This window comes from uncultured Ruegeria sp., from assembly GCF_947497005.1.
Lineage (GTDB): Bacteria > Pseudomonadota > Alphaproteobacteria > Rhodobacterales > Rhodobacteraceae > Ruegeria.
The window spans coordinates 148592-169377 of sequence record NZ_CANMFF010000007.1 but is presented as its reverse complement, the minus strand read 5'-3'; the positions used below and the strand labels follow the sequence as shown (position 1 = coordinate 169377).

General features: G+C 57.4%; 22 protein-coding genes. 10 read left to right on the top strand and 12 right to left on the bottom strand.

What is annotated here, in order from left to right; translation table 11 throughout:
- Window positions 1-6: 6 nt before the first annotated feature.
- From Q0816_RS11900 to Q0816_RS11890, 3 genes are all read left to right on the top strand, one after another.
- Window positions 7-1653 (top strand): electron transfer flavoprotein-ubiquinone oxidoreductase, encoded by a 1647-nt coding sequence (locus Q0816_RS11900; protein ID WP_298850682.1) that lies wholly within the window; start codon window positions 7-9, stop codon window positions 1651-1653.
- A gap of 145 nt (window positions 1654-1798) precedes the next feature.
- Complete coding sequence (locus Q0816_RS11895) at window positions 1799-3469, top strand: tetratricopeptide repeat protein (RefSeq protein ID WP_298850912.1); 1671 nt, start codon at window positions 1799-1801, stop codon at window positions 3467-3469.
- Window positions 3459-4280 (top strand): 4-(cytidine 5'-diphospho)-2-C-methyl-D-erythritol kinase, encoded by an 822-nt coding sequence (locus Q0816_RS11890; RefSeq protein WP_298850679.1) that lies wholly within the window; start codon window positions 3459-3461, stop codon window positions 4278-4280. The genes Q0816_RS11895 and Q0816_RS11890 overlap by 11 nt, the downstream gene beginning before the upstream one ends.
- On the opposite strand, the gene Q0816_RS11885 is transcribed toward Q0816_RS11890, so the two are convergent.
- Window positions 4273-5271, bottom strand: coding sequence for a polyprenyl synthetase family protein (locus tag Q0816_RS11885; RefSeq protein ID WP_298850677.1), 999 nt, complete (start codon window positions 5269-5271; stop codon window positions 4273-4275). The genes Q0816_RS11890 and Q0816_RS11885 overlap by 8 nt on opposite strands.
- A gap of 56 nt (window positions 5272-5327) precedes the next feature.
- On the opposite strand from Q0816_RS11885, the gene Q0816_RS11880 reads away from it, so the two are divergent.
- From Q0816_RS11880 to Q0816_RS11870, 3 genes are all read left to right on the top strand, one after another.
- A complete protein-coding gene (locus Q0816_RS11880) occupies window positions 5328-5543 on the top strand; it encodes a DUF2007 domain-containing protein (RefSeq protein WP_120632374.1) in 216 nt (71 codons plus the stop codon).
- Window positions 5540-6304 carry a methyltransferase gene (locus tag Q0816_RS11875; protein WP_298850670.1) on the top strand — a complete coding sequence of 255 codons (765 nt, stop codon included), beginning with the start codon at window positions 5540-5542 and terminating at the stop codon, window positions 6302-6304. Before Q0816_RS11880 ends, Q0816_RS11875 begins: the two co-directional genes overlap by 4 nt.
- Window positions 6305-6435: 131 nt before the next feature.
- Entirely contained in the window at window positions 6436-6600 is a 165-nt protein-coding gene (locus Q0816_RS11870) for a DUF465 domain-containing protein (protein ID WP_170346328.1), read from the top strand.
- Here Q0816_RS11870 and Q0816_RS11865 read toward each other — a convergent pair.
- The 11 genes from Q0816_RS11865 to Q0816_RS11815 all read right to left on the bottom strand — a co-directional run bounded on the left by Q0816_RS11865 (window position 6597) and on the right by Q0816_RS11815 (window position 15025).
- Window positions 6597-7463, bottom strand: coding sequence for an EamA family transporter (locus Q0816_RS11865; protein ID WP_298850662.1), 867 nt, complete (start codon window positions 7461-7463; stop codon window positions 6597-6599). The genes Q0816_RS11870 and Q0816_RS11865 overlap by 4 nt on opposite strands.
- Window positions 7460-8407, bottom strand: coding sequence for a transcriptional regulator GcvA (locus Q0816_RS11860; protein WP_298850660.1), 948 nt, complete (start codon window positions 8405-8407; stop codon window positions 7460-7462). Before Q0816_RS11860 ends, Q0816_RS11865 begins: the two co-directional genes overlap by 4 nt.
- A gap of 298 nt (window positions 8408-8705) precedes the next feature.
- Window positions 8706-9428 (bottom strand): acetoacetyl-CoA reductase, encoded by a 723-nt coding sequence (gene phbB / locus Q0816_RS11855; RefSeq protein ID WP_298850658.1) that lies wholly within the window; start codon window positions 9426-9428, stop codon window positions 8706-8708.
- 187 nt (window positions 9429-9615) lie between these two features.
- On the bottom strand, window positions 9616-10791 hold the full coding sequence (locus tag Q0816_RS11850) for an acetyl-CoA C-acetyltransferase (protein ID WP_298850656.1): 1176 nt from the start codon (window positions 10789-10791) through the stop codon (window positions 9616-9618).
- A 190-nt stretch (window positions 10792-10981) separates the two neighbouring features.
- The gene (locus Q0816_RS11845; RefSeq protein WP_298850654.1) at window positions 10982-11815 is read right to left on the bottom strand and encodes an EAL domain-containing protein; all 834 of its coding nucleotides are present in this window, start codon (window positions 11813-11815) and stop codon (window positions 10982-10984) included.
- A 103-nt stretch (window positions 11816-11918) separates the two neighbouring features.
- Window positions 11919-12107 carry a hypothetical protein gene (locus Q0816_RS11840; RefSeq protein ID WP_298850652.1) on the bottom strand — a complete coding sequence of 63 codons (189 nt, stop codon included), beginning with the start codon at window positions 12105-12107 and terminating at the stop codon, window positions 11919-11921.
- 93 nt (window positions 12108-12200) lie between these two features.
- Window positions 12201-13172, bottom strand: a complete 972-nt coding sequence (locus Q0816_RS11835; RefSeq protein WP_298850651.1) for a sterol desaturase family protein — start codon at window positions 13170-13172, stop codon at window positions 12201-12203.
- On the bottom strand, window positions 13169-13555 hold the full coding sequence (locus Q0816_RS11830) for a hypothetical protein (RefSeq protein WP_298850650.1): 387 nt from the start codon (window positions 13553-13555) through the stop codon (window positions 13169-13171). Before Q0816_RS11830 ends, Q0816_RS11835 begins: the two co-directional genes overlap by 4 nt.
- A gap of 59 nt (window positions 13556-13614) precedes the next feature.
- Window positions 13615-13944: a hypothetical protein gene (locus Q0816_RS11825; protein WP_298850648.1), complete on the bottom strand. Its 330-nt coding sequence runs from the start codon at window positions 13942-13944 to the stop codon at window positions 13615-13617.
- An 87-nt stretch (window positions 13945-14031) separates the two neighbouring features.
- Window positions 14032-14394 carry a hypothetical protein gene (locus tag Q0816_RS11820; protein ID WP_298850646.1) on the bottom strand — a complete coding sequence of 121 codons (363 nt, stop codon included), beginning with the start codon at window positions 14392-14394 and terminating at the stop codon, window positions 14032-14034.
- A gap of 64 nt (window positions 14395-14458) precedes the next feature.
- Window positions 14459-15025, bottom strand: coding sequence for a TlpA disulfide reductase family protein (locus Q0816_RS11815; protein ID WP_298850644.1), 567 nt, complete (start codon window positions 15023-15025; stop codon window positions 14459-14461).
- Between the two features lie 21 nt (window positions 15026-15046).
- On the opposite strand from Q0816_RS11815, the gene argH reads away from it, so the two are divergent.
- The 4 genes from argH to Q0816_RS11795 all read left to right on the top strand — a co-directional run bounded on the left by argH (window position 15047) and on the right by Q0816_RS11795 (window position 20783).
- Window positions 15047-16435 carry an argininosuccinate lyase gene (argH, locus tag Q0816_RS11810; RefSeq protein WP_298850643.1) on the top strand — a complete coding sequence of 463 codons (1389 nt, stop codon included), beginning with the start codon at window positions 15047-15049 and terminating at the stop codon, window positions 16433-16435.
- On the top strand, window positions 16435-16632 hold the full coding sequence (locus Q0816_RS11805) for an argininosuccinate lyase (RefSeq protein WP_298850642.1): 198 nt from the start codon (window positions 16435-16437) through the stop codon (window positions 16630-16632). The genes argH and Q0816_RS11805 overlap by 1 nt, the downstream gene beginning before the upstream one ends.
- A 305-nt stretch (window positions 16633-16937) precedes the next feature.
- Complete coding sequence (gene lysA, locus Q0816_RS11800; protein WP_298850641.1) at window positions 16938-18203, top strand: diaminopimelate decarboxylase; 1266 nt, start codon at window positions 16938-16940, stop codon at window positions 18201-18203.
- Between the two features lie 36 nt (window positions 18204-18239).
- Window positions 18240-20783, top strand: a complete 2544-nt coding sequence (locus Q0816_RS11795; RefSeq protein WP_367180489.1) for a TIGR02302 family protein — start codon at window positions 18240-18242, stop codon at window positions 20781-20783.
- Window positions 20784-20786 lie beyond the last annotated feature (3 nt).

Below are 20786 nucleotides of genomic sequence, written 5' to 3'. Positions count from 1 at the left end.
CCCGCGATGGCCGAGATTGAACGCGAAGCGATGGAATACGATGTGGTGATCGTGGGTGCAGGCCCCGCGGGCCTGTCTGCGGCCATTCGTCTGAAACAGCTGGATGCCGAACTGAACGTCGTGGTGCTGGAAAAGGGCTCGGAAGTGGGTGCGCATATCCTTTCGGGTGCGGTTCTTGATCCCTGCGGTCTGGATGCGCTTATCCCGGACTGGAAAGAAAAAGGCGCGCCGCTAAACGTGCCGGTGCATGAAGACAACTTTTACATGCTGGGTGAAGCGGGCAAGATTCGCATCCCCAATTTCCCGATGCCGCCACTGATGAACAACCACGGCAACTATATCGTCTCGATGGGCAATGTTTGCCGCTGGATGGCCGAGCAAGCCGAAGAGTTGGGCGTCGAAATCTTCCCGGGCATGGCGTGCTCGGAAATGGTTTATGGCGACAATGGCGAAGTCAAAGGCGTGGTTGCCGGTGTCTTTGGTCTGGAAGCTGACGGATCTTATGGACCGAACACCGAGCCAGGCATGGAACTGCACGGCAAATACGTCTTCCTGTCGGAAGGTGTCCGCGGCTCGCTGTCCAAAGAAATCATTGCCAAGTATGACCTGTCTGCCGGTAAAGAGGTGCAGAAATACGGCGTCGGCATGAAAGAGATCTGGGAGATCGACCCTGCCAAGCACAAGGAAGGCCGTGTCACGCACACCATGGGCTGGCCGCTGGGCAGCAATGCAGGTGGCGGGTCGTTCATCTATCACCTTGAAAACAATCAGGTGTATGTCGGTTTTGTGGTTCACCTGAACTACAAGAACCCGCACCTGTATCCGTACATGGAATTCCAGCGCTTCAAGCATCACCCGATGGTGGCCGAGCTGCTGAAAGGCGGCAAGCGCGTGGCCTATGGTGCGCGAGCGATCACCGAGGGCGGTTATCAGTCGATGCCGAAACTGGTGGCACCCGGCGTCGCGCTGCTGGGCTGTTCTGCGGGCATGGTCAACGTGCCGCGCATCAAAGGCAACCATAACGCGATGCTGTCCGGTAAGGCCGCGGCCGAGGCCGCTTTCGACGCGATCAAAGCTGAGCGCTCGGGCGATGAGCTGACCGCTTATGAAACAGACGTGCGCGATGGCGCCATCGGCAGCGATCTGAAAAAGGTTCGCAATGTCAAACCGCTGTGGTCGAAATACGGTCTGACTGCTTCGCTGGTGCTGGGTGGCATGGACATGTGGACCAACACGCTGGGCTTTTCGCTGTTGGGTACCCTGGGTCACGGCAAGAACGACGCCGAAGCAACTGAAGAGGCCAGTAAACATCAGCCCATCGATTACCCGAAACCCGATGGCACTCTGTCCTTCGACCGTCTGACCAACGTATCCTTTGCGGCGACCAACCACGAGGAAAGCCAGCCCTGCCACCTGCGTCTGGCTGACCCCGAGGTTCCGGTTAAGGTCAACCTACCCAAGTTCGACGAACCGGCGCAGCGCTATTGCCCGGCAGGTGTGTACGAGATGGTCGAGGATGAAGACGGTCCGCGATTCGTGATCAATTTCCAGAACTGTGTCCACTGCAAAACCTGTGACATCAAGGATCCCAGCCAGAACATCACCTGGACCACACCGCAGGGTGGCGACGGACCAAACTATCCGAACATGTAAGCAAAAAACGGGCAATGGCAGTGTCGTGAAGGCTCTGCCATTGCCTCTTGCCGACCGAAGCCCTAGCTTAACTGTCAGTCAACGATAGTAAGGCAGGATTTCGGTGGTTTCCCTGGTTCGTCGCGCGGCTTTGTCCGCGCTGCTCATGACGTCGGTCGCAGTCCCGGCATTTTCCGAATCAGGTGCGGGGTCATATCTGGCCGGGCGCCAGGCGATCTATGAAAGCGATTATTCCGCCGCTGAACGGTATTACGCCCAGGCTCTGAGGTTTGATCCCCAAAATCCGCTGCTTCTGGAAAGCGTCGTTGTTGCCCGCATCGCACTTGGGGAAATCGCGCGTGCTTTACCCATCGCCGAGCAGATCGAGGAAGCAAACCTGCCCAGCCAAGCCGCGCGCATGGCGATTTCGGCCAATTTGATCGCCGAGGGTAAGCTTGACGAGCTTTTGGCCCGCGACCCTGAATCACAGGGTATCGGCCCGCTGGTGGACGGTCTGATGATCGCCTGGGCCTATCTTGGACAGGGTGAGATGACAAAGGCGATGGAACAGTTCGATTCTGTTGCCACTCAGGAAGGTCTTAAGGAATTCGCGCTTTACCACAAGTCGATGGCATTGGCGTCCATCGGCGATTTTGAAGGTGCCGAGGCAATACTCGCGGTTAACGATGGCACGGTTGCCCGGTTCTCGCGTCGGGCTGCTTTGGCCCGCACCGAGATTTTGTCGCAACTGGATCGCAACGAAGAAGCCATTCAGTTTCTGGACAATGTGTTTGTGGCAGGCAGTGATCCGACCATAGAGACGTTTATGAGCCAATTGGCGGCGGGAGAGACTTTGCCGTTCACTCATGCACGATCCGCTCAGGATGGCATGGCCGAGATATTCTTTACGGTTGGTGCCGCATTGAACAGCGAAGCCTCGGCGGATTATGTTCTGCTCTATACGCGACTGGCCAGCTTTCTGCGCCCTGATCACGTCGATGCCATTCTGCTGAGCGCCGAGCTTCTGGACAAGTTGGAACAATATGATCTGGCCGTTGAGGCCTATCGCCTGGTCCCGGCGGGCAGCAATGATCATCACGTGGCCGAATTGGGACGGGCCGAAGTTCTGGACCGGTCGGGCAAGACCGACGCGGCAGTTGAGGTTTTGCAGAACCTTGCCGCACAGGACGCTGACCTGCCCAGTGTGCATGTTGCTTTGGCCGATCTGCAGCGCCGTCAGGAAAACTATGCGGCGGCGGTTGCCTCGTATGACACCGCGATTGCTTTGACAGACAGCGCTGCCGGCGGGAACTGGTTCCTGCACTATGCCCGTGGCATCAGTCATGAGCGGCTGAAACAATGGGATCAGGCTGAAACCGATTTCCGCCGGGCGCTGGAGCTGAACCCGGATCAGCCTCAGGTCCTGAATTATCTGGGTTACTCGCTGGTTGAACGCCAAGAAAAGCTGGATGAAGCTTTGGACATGATTCAGCGTGCCGTTGCTGCCCGTCCAGACAGCGGCTACATCGTAGACAGCCTGGGCTGGGTTCTGTTCCGTCTGGGGCGTTACGATGAGGCGGTTGAACACATGGAGCATGCCGTTGAACTGATGCCGGTCGATCCGGTGGTCAATGATCATCTGGGCGATGTCTATTGGGCCGTTGGGCGCGCACGCGAGGCTGAGTTCCAGTGGAGCCGCGCTTTGTCCTTTATCGACCCGGAAGACATCGATGGCGAAGCGGATCCGGATCGTATTCGGCGCAAGATTGAGGTCGGCTTGGATACTGTTCTGGCCGAAGAAGGTGCGGAGCCATTGAAAGTGGCCAATGGAAACTGAGGCGTTTGCGCCCGCCAAGATCAACCTGACCCTGCATGTGACTGGCCGTCGTCCTGATGGCTATCACCTATTGGATTCGTTGGTTGTTTTTGCAGATTTGGGCGACCGGTTGACCTTTACGCCGGGTCCTGCGTTGTCGTTAGACGTACACGGAGAATTTGCGAAAGGGGTGCCTACCGACTGCCGCAATCTGGTGTGGAAGGCAGCAGAAGGTGTCGGTTGGACCGGGCAAATAGATCTGACTAAATCTCTGCCTCACGGGGCGGGCATCGGGGGGGGCTCGTCGGATGCGGCCGCCACGCTTTGGGCTTTGGCCGGTCAGGGTCGCGACGTCCCGCCGGACCTGCCGTTGTCACTGGGGGCAGATGTACCCGTCTGTCTGGAGTGTCGGGCGGTCAGAATGCGGGGCATCGGCGACAAGCTATCTGCTGTTGACCTGCCGTACCTGCCAGCCCTTCTGGTCAACCCGAATGTGCCGGTGCCGACAGGAGCGGTTTTCAACACGTTGGCGTCCAGAGACAATCCGCCGATGCCTGAGAGTATTCCTGGGTTTGAAAGCGCTGAGGACTGTGCCCAATGGCTATGCGAACAGCGCAATGACCTGCAGGTGCCTGCCATAGGCGTTGCGCGTGAGATCGAACAGGTACTAGACGAGCTGAACATGACCAATCGCGCCCTCATGGCGCGCATGTCGGGTTCGGGGTCGACCTGTTTCGCGCTCTATCCAACAATGAAAGACGCGCATTTCGCGGCTTATGAGATTGGCGCAGCGCATCCTGATTGGTGGTGCCGCGCCACGCAGCTTAATTGAGACGCGAAACTACGTAATCGGCGAGTTCGCGCAGCAGGCTGCGAATCTCATGATCCGGTAGAACTTCCAGTGCGGTCTTGGCCTTGTTGGCCCAACCCAATGCGTCTTGCCGGGTTTCTTCCAGCGTAGCGTATCTGTCCATCAATCCCAGCGCATGATCCAGATCACCGTCCTGCTGGCGGCCCTTTTCTATCGTGCGTACCCAAAAGGCGCGCTCTTCGGGCGTTGATTGCGCCACGGCTTTGATGACAGGCAGGGTCAGCTTTCGTTCGCGGAAATCATCGCCCACGTTTTTGCCAGTCGCCTTGCTGTCGCCCTGATAATCCAGCAGGTCGTCGGCAATCTGGAAGGCGATCCCCAAGGCATCGCCATAATCGAACAGCGCTTTGACCTGCTCTTCTGACGCACCGGCGATCACGCCACCCACTTCTGTCGCGGCTGAGAACAAGGCTGCGGTCTTTCCGCGCACGACCTGCAAATAAACACTTTTGTCCGTGCGCAAATCGGTTGCGGCGGTCATTTGCAGCACCTCGCCTTCGGCGATGGTCGCCGAAGCGTTGGCCAAAATATCCAGCACCCGAAGCGAGCCTGTCTCGACCATCAGCTGGAAGCTGCGGGAAAACAGGTAATCGCCGACCAGCACGCTGGATTTGTTGTCCCACAGCAGATTCGCAGTCGGGCGGCCACGTCGCTGTGCACTTTCATCCACGACGTCGTCATGCAGCAAAGTGGCGGTGTGAATAAACTCGACTGTTGCGGCAAGGCGCACGTGGTGGTCGCCGGAATAGCCAAACAGGCGAGCAGCCGCCAATGTCAGCATTGGGCGCAATCGCTTTCCGCCCGCTTCGACCAGATGCTGAGTCACTTCCGGGATACGTGGCGCATGTTCCGACGCCATCCGCGTGCGGATCAACGTGTTCACGGCCTCCATCTCACCCGCCAAGATTTCAGCGAGGCGCTCATGCGGTTTTGAGATCATGTCGACGGTCATCACACTCCTGATACAAGGCTCGACTTCTGCCTCGCCTTGCCCTTACATCCATCCCCATGAAAGAACTATTGCGCAGTACCGATCCGACAATCCTGGCCTTTGCATCCGCTCTCCTTGAGGGCGAGGATATAGACTGCTTTCAGATGGACGTAAATATGAGCATCCTAGAAGGTGGTATAGGAATCTTTCCCCGTCGGCTGATGGTTCGAACCGATGACCTGACCCGCGCCGAGCGTGTGATGCGCGATAACGAGATCCCGCTGGGCCGATGACCCGCTTTGATGACAGTGAATTGACGTGCAACGAATTCCTGGGCGGCCAGGTTCGATTGCTGCAACCTGCGACAGGTTATCGCGCCGGGATAGACCCGGTTTTGCTGGCCGCAAACGTGCCTGCCAAGGCCGGACAATCCGTGCTGGAGCTGGGATGTGGCGCAGGGGCTGCCATTCTCTGCCTGTCCGCTCGGGTGCCGAGGTTGCGGCTGGTTGGTGTTGAATTGCAGCCTGCCTATGCAGATTTGGCCCGTCGGAATGCAGAGATCAACGGTTCCGATCTGGCCGTCATTGAGGCAGATCTGAACGATTTGCCTGATGAGATCCGGCAACGTCAGTTCGATCACGTTATTGCGAACCCGCCCTATTATCGCGCGGGGGCGCACAGCCCAGCCAATGACATCGGGCGAAGCATTGCTCTGGGTGAAAAAACTCCGCTGGGTAACTGGATCACCGTGGCGGCCAAACGTCTTGCCCCGCAAGGGTACCTGCACATAATCCAGAAAGCCGATCGCCTGCCTGACATGCTGTCAGCCTGCCAGGGAAAGCTGGGTTCAATCGAAGTTCTGCCATTAAGCGCACGGACGGGTCGCGAGGCGGAGCTGATTATCTTAAGCGCCCGCAAAAGCGGGCGTGCGGCTTTTCGCCTCCACGCACCTTTGATTCTACACGCAGGCGAGCGGCACGAAAAAGATGGCGAAAGCTATACAGAGACTGTCTCTGCAGTGCTTCGGCACGCCGCCCCACTACCCCGGTCTTGACGTTCATCGGCAATGACCAGCCGAATTTGTCGGATTTATTACAGATTCTGTGCGTCCGCAGCGTGACAGGGGTGAAACGATGTGGTCAACTTCTTACGTGACATACAGACACGTAAACAAGGAGGATCGCAATGAGCGTGAGCGCACATCTGACGGAACTGAAGAAAAAGCACGAATCTCTCGGTCTAGAAGTGGAAGAAGCCCAACGCTCGCCAGGCATCGATGATCTCCATATTGCCCAGCTGAAAAAGCAGAAACTTAAGCTGAAAGAAGAGATCGAACGCCTGTCTGCCTAAGATTTCAAACTGGCGCGGGCCGCGATCAAGGCTCCGCCGGTGACCAGAAAGGCCGCGATCGCAAGACCCCAGGATGGGGCTGCGATCCCGGCCACCACCAAAACAAGGGTCGACAACAACGGGGCCGCGTAAGATGCGGTTCCGAGTATTTGAATGTCGCCTTGCTTGACCCCGATATCCCAAACATAAAACGCCAGCCCGACAGGCCCGAGACCAAGTGCCAATACCGAAGCCCAGCCCAGTGCCGTTTCGGGCAGTACTGTGTCTTCCAAAGCCAGATGCAGCAGGCCCGAAGCTAGTGCAGCCGCAAGGCAGAATACTGCGACAGAACTGGTTGGCGTGTCGCCCAGCTTGCGTGACAAGACGGAATAGCCCGACCAGGTCAGCGCGCAGAGCAGGGCCAAAGCATATCCCGGCAGATGTTGCGTCTGAAAGCCTGCGTTGCCGCCCCCGGCGATGATCACGGCAGCCCCTGCAAAGCCCAGGAAAGCCCCGATCAGGTGACCAAGGCGCAGTTGTTCGCCAGGTAGCAAACCCGACAGCAGAACAATAAGCAAAGGCCAGAGATAAGCGATCAGACCGGCCTCGGCTGCGGGTGCCATGCGCAGGGCCGAAAAATACAGCGCGTGATAGCCGAACAGACCCAGTGCGCCAAAAAGGTAGGTTGTCCAGGGCACCTTTTTCAAACTGTTCAGCCCGCCAGTTGCCGCTGCCCAGATCAGTCCAAGCGTGCCTCCAATCGTAAAGCAAATGGTGTTCAGCAGCAGTGGTGGTGTTGGGGTCGAGCCAACAGTGAACAGGGCCAACAGGGACCACAGCAATACGGCGACAAAGCCGATTGCAGTGGCGCGGGATCGGGTCATGAGCGCCTGAGCTCCTTTTCAGGGATGATTTCAAAATCATCCCACATATGTGCGGTTTTTTCGATTTCTGAAAAGAACCAATCTCGGAAAGCCGCAACTTCCGGGCGGTCTTTGGCTTCAGGCAGACAAATGAAACGAAACCGAGCCTCGGTCTGAACAGCCACTTTGAAGGGTGCGACCAGCCGACCCTCGCTTACATCCTTGATAATCAACGGTCTTCGACCCAGCGCGACGCCCAATCCGGCACAAGCCGCATCGATAGCGTGATCCGGTTGAGAAAAATGTGTACCCATTGACGGAGAATAGGAAATACCAACGGCTTTGAACCAAGACGGCCAGTCGCAGCCAGGCGCTACTTTGGATAGCGAATCGTCAAATATCAGCGGCGCTTCACGAAGTGCGGCAGGTGTTTGAAATTTTTCATGTAGCTCCGGTGTCATTATCGGCGTCACCCAATCCGGACGGGCAGCGTATGAAGCCAAGCCTGTATCGTCTGAAGTTCCGAAACGGATCGCTGCGTCCACGTCATCCCGCCGCAGATCGACGACTTTTAGCGACGCGGACAGCCGCAATTCGATATCGGGATGCAATCGGGCAAATTCGAAAAGGCGCGGGGCCAGCCACTTGGCGGTCAGCGCTGGCCCTGCTGTGAGGATCAGCGTTCTATTGTCCTGCAACCTGCGCGTCGCGACCCAAGCCGCCTGAAGCCGCGCAAAACCTTCGGCAGCACCGGGTGCAAGCGTACGCCCAGCCTCGGTCAGTTCAACTGCCCGGTTCAGACGGCGAAACAACGGCTGTCCAAGATGTTCCTCCAGCGACTTGATCTGAAAGGATAGCGCCGCCGGGGTAACATGCAGTTCTTCCGCTGCTTTTGCGAATGACATGTGCCGGGCTGCGGCATCAAAAGCCCGCAGGGCGGTAAGCGGAGGAAGATAATCACTCATAATGAAATAAATCTTAACTGAAGATCGAACAAAGCTCGTTTGTTACCTTTGTTTGTAACCTTTATATTAACGTCAGGTCAAATAAAACTGAATTGAGAAGGAGACTGCCATGATCGAGGTGACAACAAATCCCGCTGCTCAGATGGCGATCCTGCGCGCCCATCAGGAACGCAGCCAGGTGGTCTGGCAGTTCTGGGGATGGATATTCGGTTCCCGCTGATCGCAGCGCGCGCGATCTTACGGGATAAGAAAGGGCCGGTCCAAAAGGACCGGCCCGCTCTATATTCTGAATTCTGGATCAGACGAAGAACTGCGCACCATTGGCCGAAATGGTCGAGCCGTTGATGAACTGCGAATCGTCTGAAGCGAGGAAGGCGACACAACGCGCGATTTCCTCGGGCTCGCCCAGGCGACCTGCCGGGATCTGGCCGATGATGGATTCGCGCACCTTCTCAGGTACCGCCATAACCATTTCGGTTGCGATATAGCCAGGGCAGATTGCGTTGGCAGTGATGCCTGCGCGGGCACCTTCCTGCGCCAGAGACTTCACAATGCCCAGGTCGCCTGCTTTGGTCGCCGCATAGTTCACCTGAGCAAACTGTCCTTTCTGCCCATTGATCGAGCTGATGACGATCACGCGGCCGAACTTGCGCTCGCGCATGCCGGGCCAGACGGGGTGCACTGTGTTGAACACACCGGTCAGGTTGGTATCGATCACGTCTCTCCACTGATCGGGTGTCATCTTGTGGAACGGTGCGTCGCGGGTGATGCCTGCGTTGGCCACAACGATATCGACAGGGCCAACTTCGGCCTCGACCCTTTCGATGCCTGCTTTGGATTCGTCATAGTCGGCGACGTTCCACTTGTAGGTCTTGATACCGGTCTCTTCGGTGAACTTCGCGGCGGCTTCGTCATTCCCTGCATAGGTGGCCGCAACATTGTACCCTTCGGCCTTGAGCGCCCTGGAAATTGCTGCGCCGATGCCGCGGGAACCGCCGGTAACGAGTGCTGTACGTGCCATTTATGAATCCTCCAATTTTAGTCATCTTGGTAATGCTGTTACTTTGAGAGGTGATCGTGCGCAATATTGTTTCGTCATGAATCTCGCGTTTCCGGATGGCAATATCGTCGCATCTAAGGGGCAGAACCCCAATGTAACAAAAAAGGGCGCCCAGCGGACGCCCTTTTCTATGTGTTTGTCAGAGCACTTAGTCGCGCTCCACACACAGGGCGACACCCATGCCGCCGCCGATGCAGAGGGTCGCCAGACCCTTCTTCGCGTCGCGTCGCTTCATTTCGAACAGCAATGTGTTCAGAACCCGACAGCCCGACGCGCCGATTGGGTGGCCGATTGCAATGGCGCCGCCGTTGACGTTCACGATCGACGGATCCCAGCCCATGTCCTTGTTCACGGCGCAGGCTTGCGCGGCAAAGGCTTCGTTGGCTTCTACCAGATCCAGATCGTCAACAGACCAGCCCGCTTTTTCCAGTGCTTTGCGCGACGCGTAGATCGGGCCAACGCCCATGATCGACGGGTCCAGACCCGCGGTCGCGTAGGATGCGATGCGAGCCAGAGGCTCGATGCCGCGCTTTTCGGCGTTTTCAGCCGACATCAGCAGGGTAGCAGCCGCGCCGTCATTCAGCCCCGACGCGTTGGCAGCGGTAACCGATCCGTCTTTGGCGAAGGCGGGGCGCAGCTTTGCCATGGCTTCCATCGTTGCGCCGTGGCGAACGTACTCGTCCTTGTCCATCACGATATCGCCCTTGCGGGTCTTGATGGTGAAGGGCACGATTTCATCAGCGAACTTGCCGGCGTTCTGAGCCGCCTCGGCCTTGTTCTGCGATGCAACGGCGAATTCATCCTGCATATCGCGGCTGATCTGCCATTTCTCTGCTACGTTTTCAGCGGTCTGACCCATGTGATAGCCGTTGAAGGCGTCCCACAGACCGTCGCGGATCATGGTGTCGATGTATTTCATGTCGCCCATCTTGTGACCGGCGCGCAGGGCGGCGGCGTGGGGCGAAAGGGTCATGTTTTCCTGGCCACCGGCAGCGACGATCTCTGCGTCACCCAGCTGGATGTGCTGAGCGCCCAGAGCAACGGCACGCAGGCCCGAGCCGCAAACCTGGTTGATACCCCAGGCGGCGCTTTCCTGCGGCAGACCGGCGTTGATATGCGCCTGGCGCGCGGGATTCTGACCCTGAGCGGCAGTCAGAACCTGACCCAAGATGGTTTCGCTGACTTCGCCTTTTTCAATCCCGGCGCGATCTACAACTGCTTCCAGGACGGCAGCGCCCAGATCATGTGCAGGGGTGTTCGCAAACGAACCACTGAAGCTGCCGACACCTGTTCGTGCGGCGGATGCGATTACTACGTTGGTCATATGATCAGTCCTTTACCGTCATGGGCCAGCGGAATTTCTGACGGCGCAGATCAAGAGGTGTCCTCTCGAAACAAGAGCGCCCCGTGATCCCCCGCTCAAGTACTCTTGCAATAGCGTAATGCTGCACTTGCAGCAACGGGTAGCTTGTCTCAGTGCTGGAAAAGGCTGAAAAATGTCGATTAAAAAGTCTTCAACTCCCTGTTTTAGATTTGTTTTCCTGCTTCCAAGGTTCAGAGACACTAGGCGCGCCATATAAGAAGCCCTGCAGGCAATCTACACCGCTTGCGATCAGAAAGGCGGCATCCTCCTGTGTTTCGACCGATTCGGCTGTGACCAGAATTTCAAATTCACGCGCCACCGCGATCAGGGCACGAACCAATGTCTGGTTGTCGGGGTTGGTGCTGATCCCCCGCACAAACTGACCATCAATCTTGGCAGCGTCGAATAAAAACTCGCGGAAATGGCGAAAGCTGAAATTGCTGGCGCCGAAATCATCCAGCGCAAAGGCGATGCCGCGATCCTGCAGCCGGTCCATGAAATCGACGACCAATTCGGGCACCTGCATGGCCGAGTTTTCAGAAATTTCAAGAATCAGCCGTTCGCCCAGGCGGGCGTCTCGTTTCAGGAACCTGTCCAGTGTTCTGGACCAGTTGGAATAGCCAATCGAGCGGGCAGACATGTTGATCGACAGGCGAATACCTGGGTTCTTTGCCAATGTGCGCAGACCAAGTTCCAACGCAACGCAATCCAGATCACGGCCGATAGGGGTGTTTTCAACCTGAGGTATGAATTCGCGCGCCGGGATAACGCGCCCGGTTTCGTCCAACACGCGAATGAACCCTTCGTAAAATGCGATACCCTTGGGGGCGTGTGCTTGTATCACAGGCTGAAAAGCCAGCTTGCATTGCTTATGTTTCACTGCGTCGGTTGCCATTTGTACAACCGAACGATCGCGCGTCGAAACGGCCGCGTTCAACGGACTGTCCGATCCTTCAGGCAGATTTGCCAATTTCTTTTTCCCCATAAGCGCGAATTCCCATGTGTCCGGGACTGGTGTTTGGACACAGTCTCGGGGCAAAGAGGTGAATCTGCGGTTAAGGTGTCAGAAGAATTTACAACACTATGGTTCAGTGGGCGGATTGCCACGCTCGGGCCAGTGATGCCGCGGCACCCAGTATCGCGCCCATAGCCCCCAGTGCCATCATTGCAAAACCCAGCGCAATCAGTGCTGTGATAGCGCCGCTGAGGGCTGCCAGCATAGCAAGCAACAAGCCCGACAAACCGATAACGGTTGAAACTGTTGCCATACGGTTCATGCCGACCCTCGCTCACTCTTACATTACGCCTGTCGTCCGATATGGAGTGTAGCGCCGGAATTTCAAGGAGTGGTCAGGCTTTAGTCGGCAAGTTCAGGCCTGTTCTGCCTGTCCACCGGGCAGGTTATTGTCCAAATGCTGAAAACCGGGCGTTCCGCGATCTTCCGGGTGGCGCGCCAGATGCTTGGCTTTGATCTGTTCCGAATTGTCGCGGCTGCCATCGTGGCTGTACCCCGGTGGGGCAAAGCAATAGGCCAGCCGCTGGCGCAGGGTCAGCCCGGGCTGAGTTGCGTCGTGCCAGATGCCGACCCATTCGTGAAACGCCACGCGCAGCGGGTTGAACGTGCCGATATTGTGAACCAACCCGTAATCGACCCGATCGCTTTCCTGTTCAGGCACGAAAGTCCCGAACATCTTGTCCCAGACAATTAAGACGCCCGCGTAGTTGCAATCCAGATAGCGGGCGTTGCGCCCGTGATGGGCACGGTGATGGCTGGGCGTGTTCATCACCGCCTCGAACCAGCGGGGCATTTTCCCGATGGCTTCGGTGTGGATCCAGAACTGATAGATCAGATTGAGGCCGCCAACGAACAGAACCATGGCCGGGTGGAACCCAAGCAAGATCAGGGGCGCGCGCACGACCATCATGAAGGTGAACGTATAGGTCCAAGTTTGTCGCAGTGCCGTGGTCAGGTTGTAGTGTTGTGAGCTGTGGTGGTTCACATGGCTGGCCCAGACCCAGCGGATGCGGTGACCGAACCGGTGCACCCAATAATAGCGCAGATCATCCAGCACAAAGCACAGGACGATAACAGGAATTGACGTACCCAAGTTCAGCGGCGTGATCTGCCATAGCCACATGAAAAACGCATAGGCGATAAAGCCCAGCAAGAAGCCCGATGCGATATTTCCGGCGCCCATGATCAATGAAGTCACCGCATCGCGTGTTTCATACCGGCCCCCTTTGCCTTTGACGGCGATCCACAGAAACTCGGCCAGTATCGCGGCAATGAAGAAAGGTACGGCCCATTGCACCGCATCGGGGAAACTAACTTGGTCTGTCATGCAGGCTCCATCAGATCACGCCAGTGGCGGCGTTCGAATTCGTCCAGGCGGATGAGTGTTTTAGGCACTGAGAATTCGTGAAACAGAATCTCAAAACCTTCCGGGTGATCCAGAAGGTCATAATCCAGCAGATGCCGGGCAACGGTGTCAGCCCCAAAAGACCAGAGCAAGCCATTGCCGATGCCGGTGCGCACCACCGCAGCGTGGCCATCACGGGCAACCGTCACGTCGAATACGTCGTCGTCGGGAAAGTGGCGCGCCCATTGCGCACATGCAATGTCCGGTGTCAGCATCACCTGCCGCGATCGGCCAGACAGATGCAGCAACAGGGTGATGCCGGCTATGCCGCCGACCACCAGCACCAATAGAATTTCGAGTGGCATTCCATCCTCCTGCGCGCAGAGTGCAAAGGAGTTGAAACTCTGTCAAAGGTGGCGTGACGTCAGCTGTGCTCCAGCGGTTCCAATATCTCGTGTTGCACTACACGTTCGACGAAGGGGACCAGCCCCTCGGGGCCAGATGCCCGGTCTTTGAGGTGGATACATATATCGGGTCTGCGGGCAGCTATCAGACCAACCATTTGACCACGCACAGAATCATCCAGACCTGCCCCCATTATCGCGCAGACAATACGCGGTTCGGCCTCCAGCTGCCTGCGGACTTCAACCGGATCATGCGCGCCCAGCCATTGAATCGGCAGATGATCCAATTGCCGTGCCACGTCGCCGATCACATTTGGTAGCTTCCCAATCAACAGAACCACCGGTTTCATCGCAGCCTCCCTTCTATAAGGTTACAAATGGAAACCGGCCCATTCGGGCCGATTCAAGTGTAACACAAATCAGAAGAAGCCGCGTTCCTAATTGGCAATCGTGTAGACGATGGAGTCGCCTTTGCCTTTGTTTCGAATGAACTCCACCTGAGAGCCGTCAATTTTGACTTTCTGACAATCTTCAGGAAATTTTTTCTGGCCTGCCACGACATTCCGACACCAGAAGCGTTTGTTCCAGACCCAGGCACCGGTGATCTTTACATTGTTTCGCCCCACGCCTTCAATTTTTCCGTCCTGGGAAATAACCAGCCAAGTATCGCCACTGACAAGCTTTTTACCTGTTACAGCTTCGACAAATTGACTTTGCTTCTTCAGTTCTTTGGCATCGGCGACAGACGTCAGTCCAGTGACAAGCAATGCCGCGGCTGCCAGATTGAAAATGAGTTTCATAAACTACCCTCCGACTCGTAATGCGCAGGAGGGTAACATGATTCCGCCAGTTTTTCTAAACGCGTTAACTTTCTGAGCCAACGAGCGTCGAAATAATCGCCTTGGCGCTGTCCGAGTTCCACTCTGCATCCCCGATCAGGCGGGCGATTTCCTGCCCCTCAGGGTTCAGGATGACCGTGATCGGCAACGCGATCACACCAAATTCCCGAGCAGCAGCCGAGCTTGGGTCCTGGTGCCGGGGCAGATTGGCGATACCGTTCTCTTCAAAGAATTTTTTAATGCCAGCAGGCGAGTTACGCCCTGTGGCCAGCGTCAGAACCTGAAACTTGTCACCGCCGAATTCTTCCTGCAGCTCGGCAATCTGAGGCATCTCTTTGCGGCAGGGCGCACACCACGTGGCCCAGAAATTCAGCAACACATACTTGCCCTCGTAATCCGCAAGCGTGCCGACGCCTCCGTCGTCTTCCAGCTGGAATTCGATCGATTTGGCGGGTTTGGGTTCCTTGTGCAGGATCAGGCGTTTCAGGCTGTCTTCCCGCAAGGGGGCGAGCGTCTCGGCATCTGTCGCCAAAGCGGCGTTTGCACCCAGCGCAAGGGCCATATAAAGGGGGATCAGACGAAATAGGCGCATATCAACTCCGGGTTTTCTTACATGACCGATCAATCCTCGAACCAGATGTGGGGCGGCCGCTTTGCCGCCGGTCCAGACGCGATCATGGAGGCAATCAATGCCTCGATCGGGTTCGATCAGCGGATGGCAGCCCAGGACATCGCAGGCTCGCGCGCCCATGCCGCCATGCTGGCTGCCACAGGCGTTATAAGTGATAGTGACGCGCAGGCCATTCGGGAAGGGCTGCTCACCGTTTTGTCAGAAATCCAGAACGGTGAATTTCAGTTTTCGACTGCGCTGGAAGACATTCACATGAATGTCGAGGCACGGCTGAAAGAGGTCATTGGTGAACCTGCAGGCCGTTTACATACGGGGCGGTCGCGCAATGATCAGGTGGCGACCGATTTCAAACTTTGGGTGCGCGACCAGTTGGACGCAGCCGAAACCGGTCTGCTGGCCCTGATCCGCGCGCTTTTGGCGCAGGCCGAGGCCGGTGCCGATTGGGTCATGCCCGGCTTTACCCACCTGCAAACCGCACAACCTGTTACATGGGGCCATCATATGATGGCCTATGTCGAGATGTTTGGCCGCGACCTGTCCCGTGTCCGCGATGCGCGTGCACGGATGAACGAATCTCCATTGGGCGCTGCTGCGCTGGCAGGGACGTCTTTCCCCATTGACCGCCATATGACGGCGCAGGCGCTGGGCTTTGACCGCCCCGCCGCCAACTCTCTGGATGCCGTCAGCGACCGTGACTTTGCGTTGGAATTCCTGTCCACTGCCTCGATCTGCGCCGTTCACCTGTCGCGCTTTGCCGAAGAGCTGGTGATCTGGTCATCGGCCCAGTTTCGGTTTGTCACCTTGTCGGATCGTTTCTCGACGGGCTCGTCGATCATGCCGCAGAAGAAAAACCCGGATGCTGCGGAGCTGATCCGCGCCAAGGTGGGCCGCATCTATGGCGCCAATACCGCTCTGATGATGGTGATGAAGGGTCTGCCGCTGGCCTATTCCAAGGATATGCAGGAAGATAAAGAACAGGTCTTTGATGCAGCCGACAACTGGATGCTGGCGCTGGCCGCAATGGAAGGCATGGTCAAGGACATGACCGCCAACCGTGAAAGCCTTGCGGTTGCAGCGGGTTCCGGTTTCTCGACAGCAACCGACCTGGCCGATTGGTTGGTGCGCGTATTGGGTCTGCCGTTCCGTGATGCGCACCACGTGACTGGATCGCTGGTGGCCATGGCCGAAGGCAAAGCCTGTGACCTGCCCGATCTGACGCTGGACGACATGCAATCGGTCCATGCCGAGATCACAAATGACGTCTACACTGTCCTTGGTGTCGATAATTCGGTAAACTCACGCCAGTCTTATGGCGGCACGGCGCCTGATCAGGTGCGTGCTCAGGTTGAGCGATGGAAGGTAATGGTGTGATGACAGCGCTGCGTGCGATTCTGATTGCGTTTTCCGGCCTGATGCTGGCTGGATGCGGGGCTGATGGCGAACCTGTTCAACCTACTCCTGCTCAGCCTACGGTCAGTGCGACTGTTGGTGTTGGGTCAAGCGGTGCCTATGTCGGCGGGGGTGTCGGCCTGAGCCGCGGACCCTTGGGCATTTATCTGGGGTTCTGACCCATCTGCATATTGCGCATCGATTTCTGATGCCCCACGTTGAGGTGGCATATCGGTGCGCCTGTCATCCAAAGAAAAGATACTGAAATGAGAACACTAGGACTGATACTGGCATTTGCGGCTCTGACGGCGTGCGAACCTTCTTCTGCACGGCGCCCTGAACCTGCGGCAGAACCCAAGCAATCGGGCAGCGGCGTTTCAATCTCGGGCTATGGTCGGGTTGGAGTTTCAACCAAAAATTAAACCGGGTCGATGGGTTCGGAATCCATTGATTTGAAGCCATCTTTTGGTCTAAGCGCGCAGGTATGGATCATTTTCTTTACCGCGACGGCGCGCTTTTCGCCGAGGATGTCCCTGTCTCCGAAATCGCTGCTGCAGTCGGAACGCCGTTCTATGTTTATTCCACGGCGACTCTGCTGCGGCATTTTCAGCTATTCGACGATGCGCTCGACGGCACGGATCACCTTGTCTGTTATGCGATGAAAGCGGCCAGCAATCAGGCGATCCTGAAAACTCTGGCACAGGCGGGCGCGGGGATGGACGTTGTCTCGGGCGGAGAATATTTGCGGGCTAAAGCGGCGGGCGTTTCGGGCGACAAAATCGTCTTTTCAGGCGTCGGCAAAACAGCGGATGAGATTCGGGCTGCCCTGACCGGTGGTATCCGCCAGTTCAACGTAGAATCCGAGCCCGAGATGGAAGTGATCAACGCCGTTGCACTGGAACTGGGCACTGTCGCGCCGATCACCGTTCGGGTGAACCCGGATGTGGACGCCAAAACCCACGCCAAGATCGCGACAGGCAAGTCCGAGAACAAGTTCGGCATCCCGATTGCGCGCGCGTCAGAGGTCTATGCCCACGCTGCCAGCCTGCCGGGGTTGGAGGTGATCGGAATAGACGTCCATATCGGCTCGCAACTGACCGAGCTTGAGCCGTTCGAGCTGGCCTACACCAAGGTGGCCGAACTGACTGAACAGTTGCGGGCTGAAGGCCACAATATTCGCCGCCTCGATCTCGGGGGCGGTCTGGGCATCCCTTACACCCGTTCGAATGACGCGCCGCCATTGCCAATGGAATATGGCGCTTTGATCAAGAAAACACTGGGTCATCTGGGCTGCGAAATCGAAATCGAACCGGGTCGTCTGATCGCAGGCAATGCGGGGCTGATGGTCAGCAAGGTGATTTATGTGAAATCGGGCGAGGGACGGGATTTCCTGATCGTTGACGGGGCCATGAATGACCTGATCCGCCCGGCGATGTACGAAGCCCATCACGATATCGTTGCAGTGCAGGAACCTGCGGCAGGTGTAGAACAGCAAGCCTATGACATCGTGGGCCCGGTTTGCGAATCCGGCGATACCTTTGCCAAACAGCGCAACATGCCGCCGCTGAAATCGGGCGATCTGATCGCTTTCCGCAGTGCAGGTGCTTATGGCGCGGTAATGGCCAGTGAGTACAATACCCGTCCGCTGATCCCTGAAGTTTTGGTCAATGGCGATCAATTTGCAGTCATTCGTGAACGGCCAAGCTTTGACGAAATCATAAACCGCGATACCATACCTTCGTGGCTTTGACGCGATGACCGCGCGGGCCCAACCCGGAGGCCCGTCTTGACCGACCGTTCAAACCTGCCCATTCCGCGCCTGTCCCTGTGGCTGACTCATGCTGGTATGGTGGCCGAACAGGGGCTACGTGCGTTCTGGCCGGTGTTCTCGATTGTACTGGTTTTGCTTGCGGCGTTGATGCTGGGGCTGCAAGACCACGTTTCTGTGGAAATAGTCTGGGGTATTGGTGCGCTGTCGCTGTTGTCACTTGTGGTGGCTGTTGTTCTTGGCCTAAAGAAATTCAAGTTACCTTCGCGCGCGGACGCTCTGATACGATTGGATGAGACCCTGCCGGGCCGCCCAATTCAGGCCTTGATGGATGACCAGGCTATCGGCGCCACAGATCAGGACTCGATTGCCTTGTGGCAGGCGCATAAAGCGCGGATGGCGCAACGCGCGGCGACAGCTGAGGCCGTGAAACCTGACCTTCGGTTGGCATCCCGAGACCCTTATGCGCTGCGTTATGCAGCATTGCTTGCTTTTGTTGTGGCTGTGATTTTCGGTTCCCTCTGGCGCGTCGGGTCGGTGGCGGATATGGCACCGGGTACTGTTGCCGCCGGACAAGGACCGACTTGGGAAGGATGGGTAGAACCACCCCGCTACACGGGCCTCCCGACGCTGTACCTCGCAGATCAGACGGATGCGGAACTTTCAGTTCCGAAGGGTAGTCGCGTTACCTTAAGACTCTACGGTGAAGTCGGTGCTCATAGTCTGACCGAGAACAGCTCAGTCTTGGGAAACGAGGCTGCGACCGACCCGGAACAGGAGTTTGTCGCCGAACGCTCCGGCCAGCTACGTATCGACGGGCCTGCGGGCCGCGATTGGGCGCTGCAGATCATTGACGACACGGCCCCACAGATAGCGGTTGCCGGAACAGCTGAGGCCGAGGCGGGCGGGCAGATGAAACTGCCCTTTGTCGCAGGTGATGATTATGGTGTGGTTTCCGGCTCTGCCCGGATCGAACTTGATTTGACAGCGGTTGATCGTCGGCATGGCCTGACGACCGAGCCAGAGCCGCGCGCAGTGATCGAGATTGAACTGCCGATGCCGATTACCGGCGACCGGGCGGATTTTACTGAAGATTTGATCGAGGACTTCTCGCAACATCCCTGGGCGCATCTACCGGTTCGGATCACTTTGATGGCAGTGGATGCGGCGGACCAACAATCGGCTTCTGAGCCCTATGTGACAGACTTGCCGGCCCGCCGATTTTTCGATCCATTGGCGGCGGCTGTAATTGAACAGCGGCGGGATCTGCTCTGGTCGCGTTCCAACGGGCCGCGTGTTGCGCAATTGTTGCGGGCTGTATCACATCTGCCCGAGGACCTGTTTCGTTCGGAGACGGCCTACCTACGTCTGAGGGTCGTGCTGCGGCGGCTTGAGACCTTTGATCAATACGGGCTGAAATCTGAACAACAGGAAGAGATCGCCCAGGCCCTTTGGGACCTTGCCGTTTTGATCGAGGACGGGACATTGGCGGATGCGTTGGAGAGGATGCGGCGCGCGCAAGAGCGTCTGACCGAAGCGATGCAGAACGGGGCCAGCGACGAGGAAATTGCGGAGCTGATGCAAGAGTTGCGTGAAGCGACACAGGACTACCTTCAGCAATTGCAACGGCTTGCTCAGCAAAATGGTGAAGATGGCGAGCGTCAGCAGGGCCAGAACGGCGAATCCCTGCAAATGACGCAGGATGACCTGCAACGCATGATGGACCGCATTCAGGAATTGATGGAACAAGGCCGTATGGCTGAGGCCCAACAGGCGCTGGAAGAGTTTCAGCAGATGATGGAAAATATGCGTGTAACTCAGGGCCAGGGTCAGGGCCAGCAGTCCGAGGGTCAGCAGGCTATGGAGGGTCTGGCGGAAACTCTGCGCGAGCAGCAAGGTCTGAGCGATCAGGCGTTCCGCGACCTACAGGAACAGTTTAACCCCGGTGCACAATCTGGTGAAAGCCAGGGTAATGAGGGTCGCAACGGTGGGCTGGGCCAGGGGCAAAGCCATGAAGGTCAGGGCGGTCAGGGTGAAGGCTCGGATCAGGCTGGAGAAGGCCAGCAGGGTCAAGGCTCACTTGCGGATCGTCAACAGGCGCTAAGAGATGAGCTGGGCCGCCAGCAACAGGGGCTGCCCGGTGCCGGTACGCCTGAAGGCGACGCCGCACGCGATGCGCTGGATAGAGCCGGGCGTGCCATGGACGATGCGGAACAGGCCCTGCGCGGAGATGATCTGGCCGAAGCTATCGATCGGCAATCTGAGGCCATGGAGGCGTTGCGCGAAGGCATGCGATCGCTGGGCGAGGCCATGGCGCAGAACCAGCAGAACCAACCGGGGCAAGGAACGCAGGATGGCGACATGCAAGCCAACAACCGCGATCCTCTGGGCCGGAACCCAGGTGCTGCCGGTTCGATTTCGACGGATGAGAACCTGTTGCAGGGCGAAGACGTTTATCGCCGTGCGCGAGAATTGCTGGACGAAATCCGTCGCAGAACCGGAGATTCGGACCGCCCCCAGATCGAACTGGAATACCTCAAGCGATTGTTGGAGCGGTTCTAAACC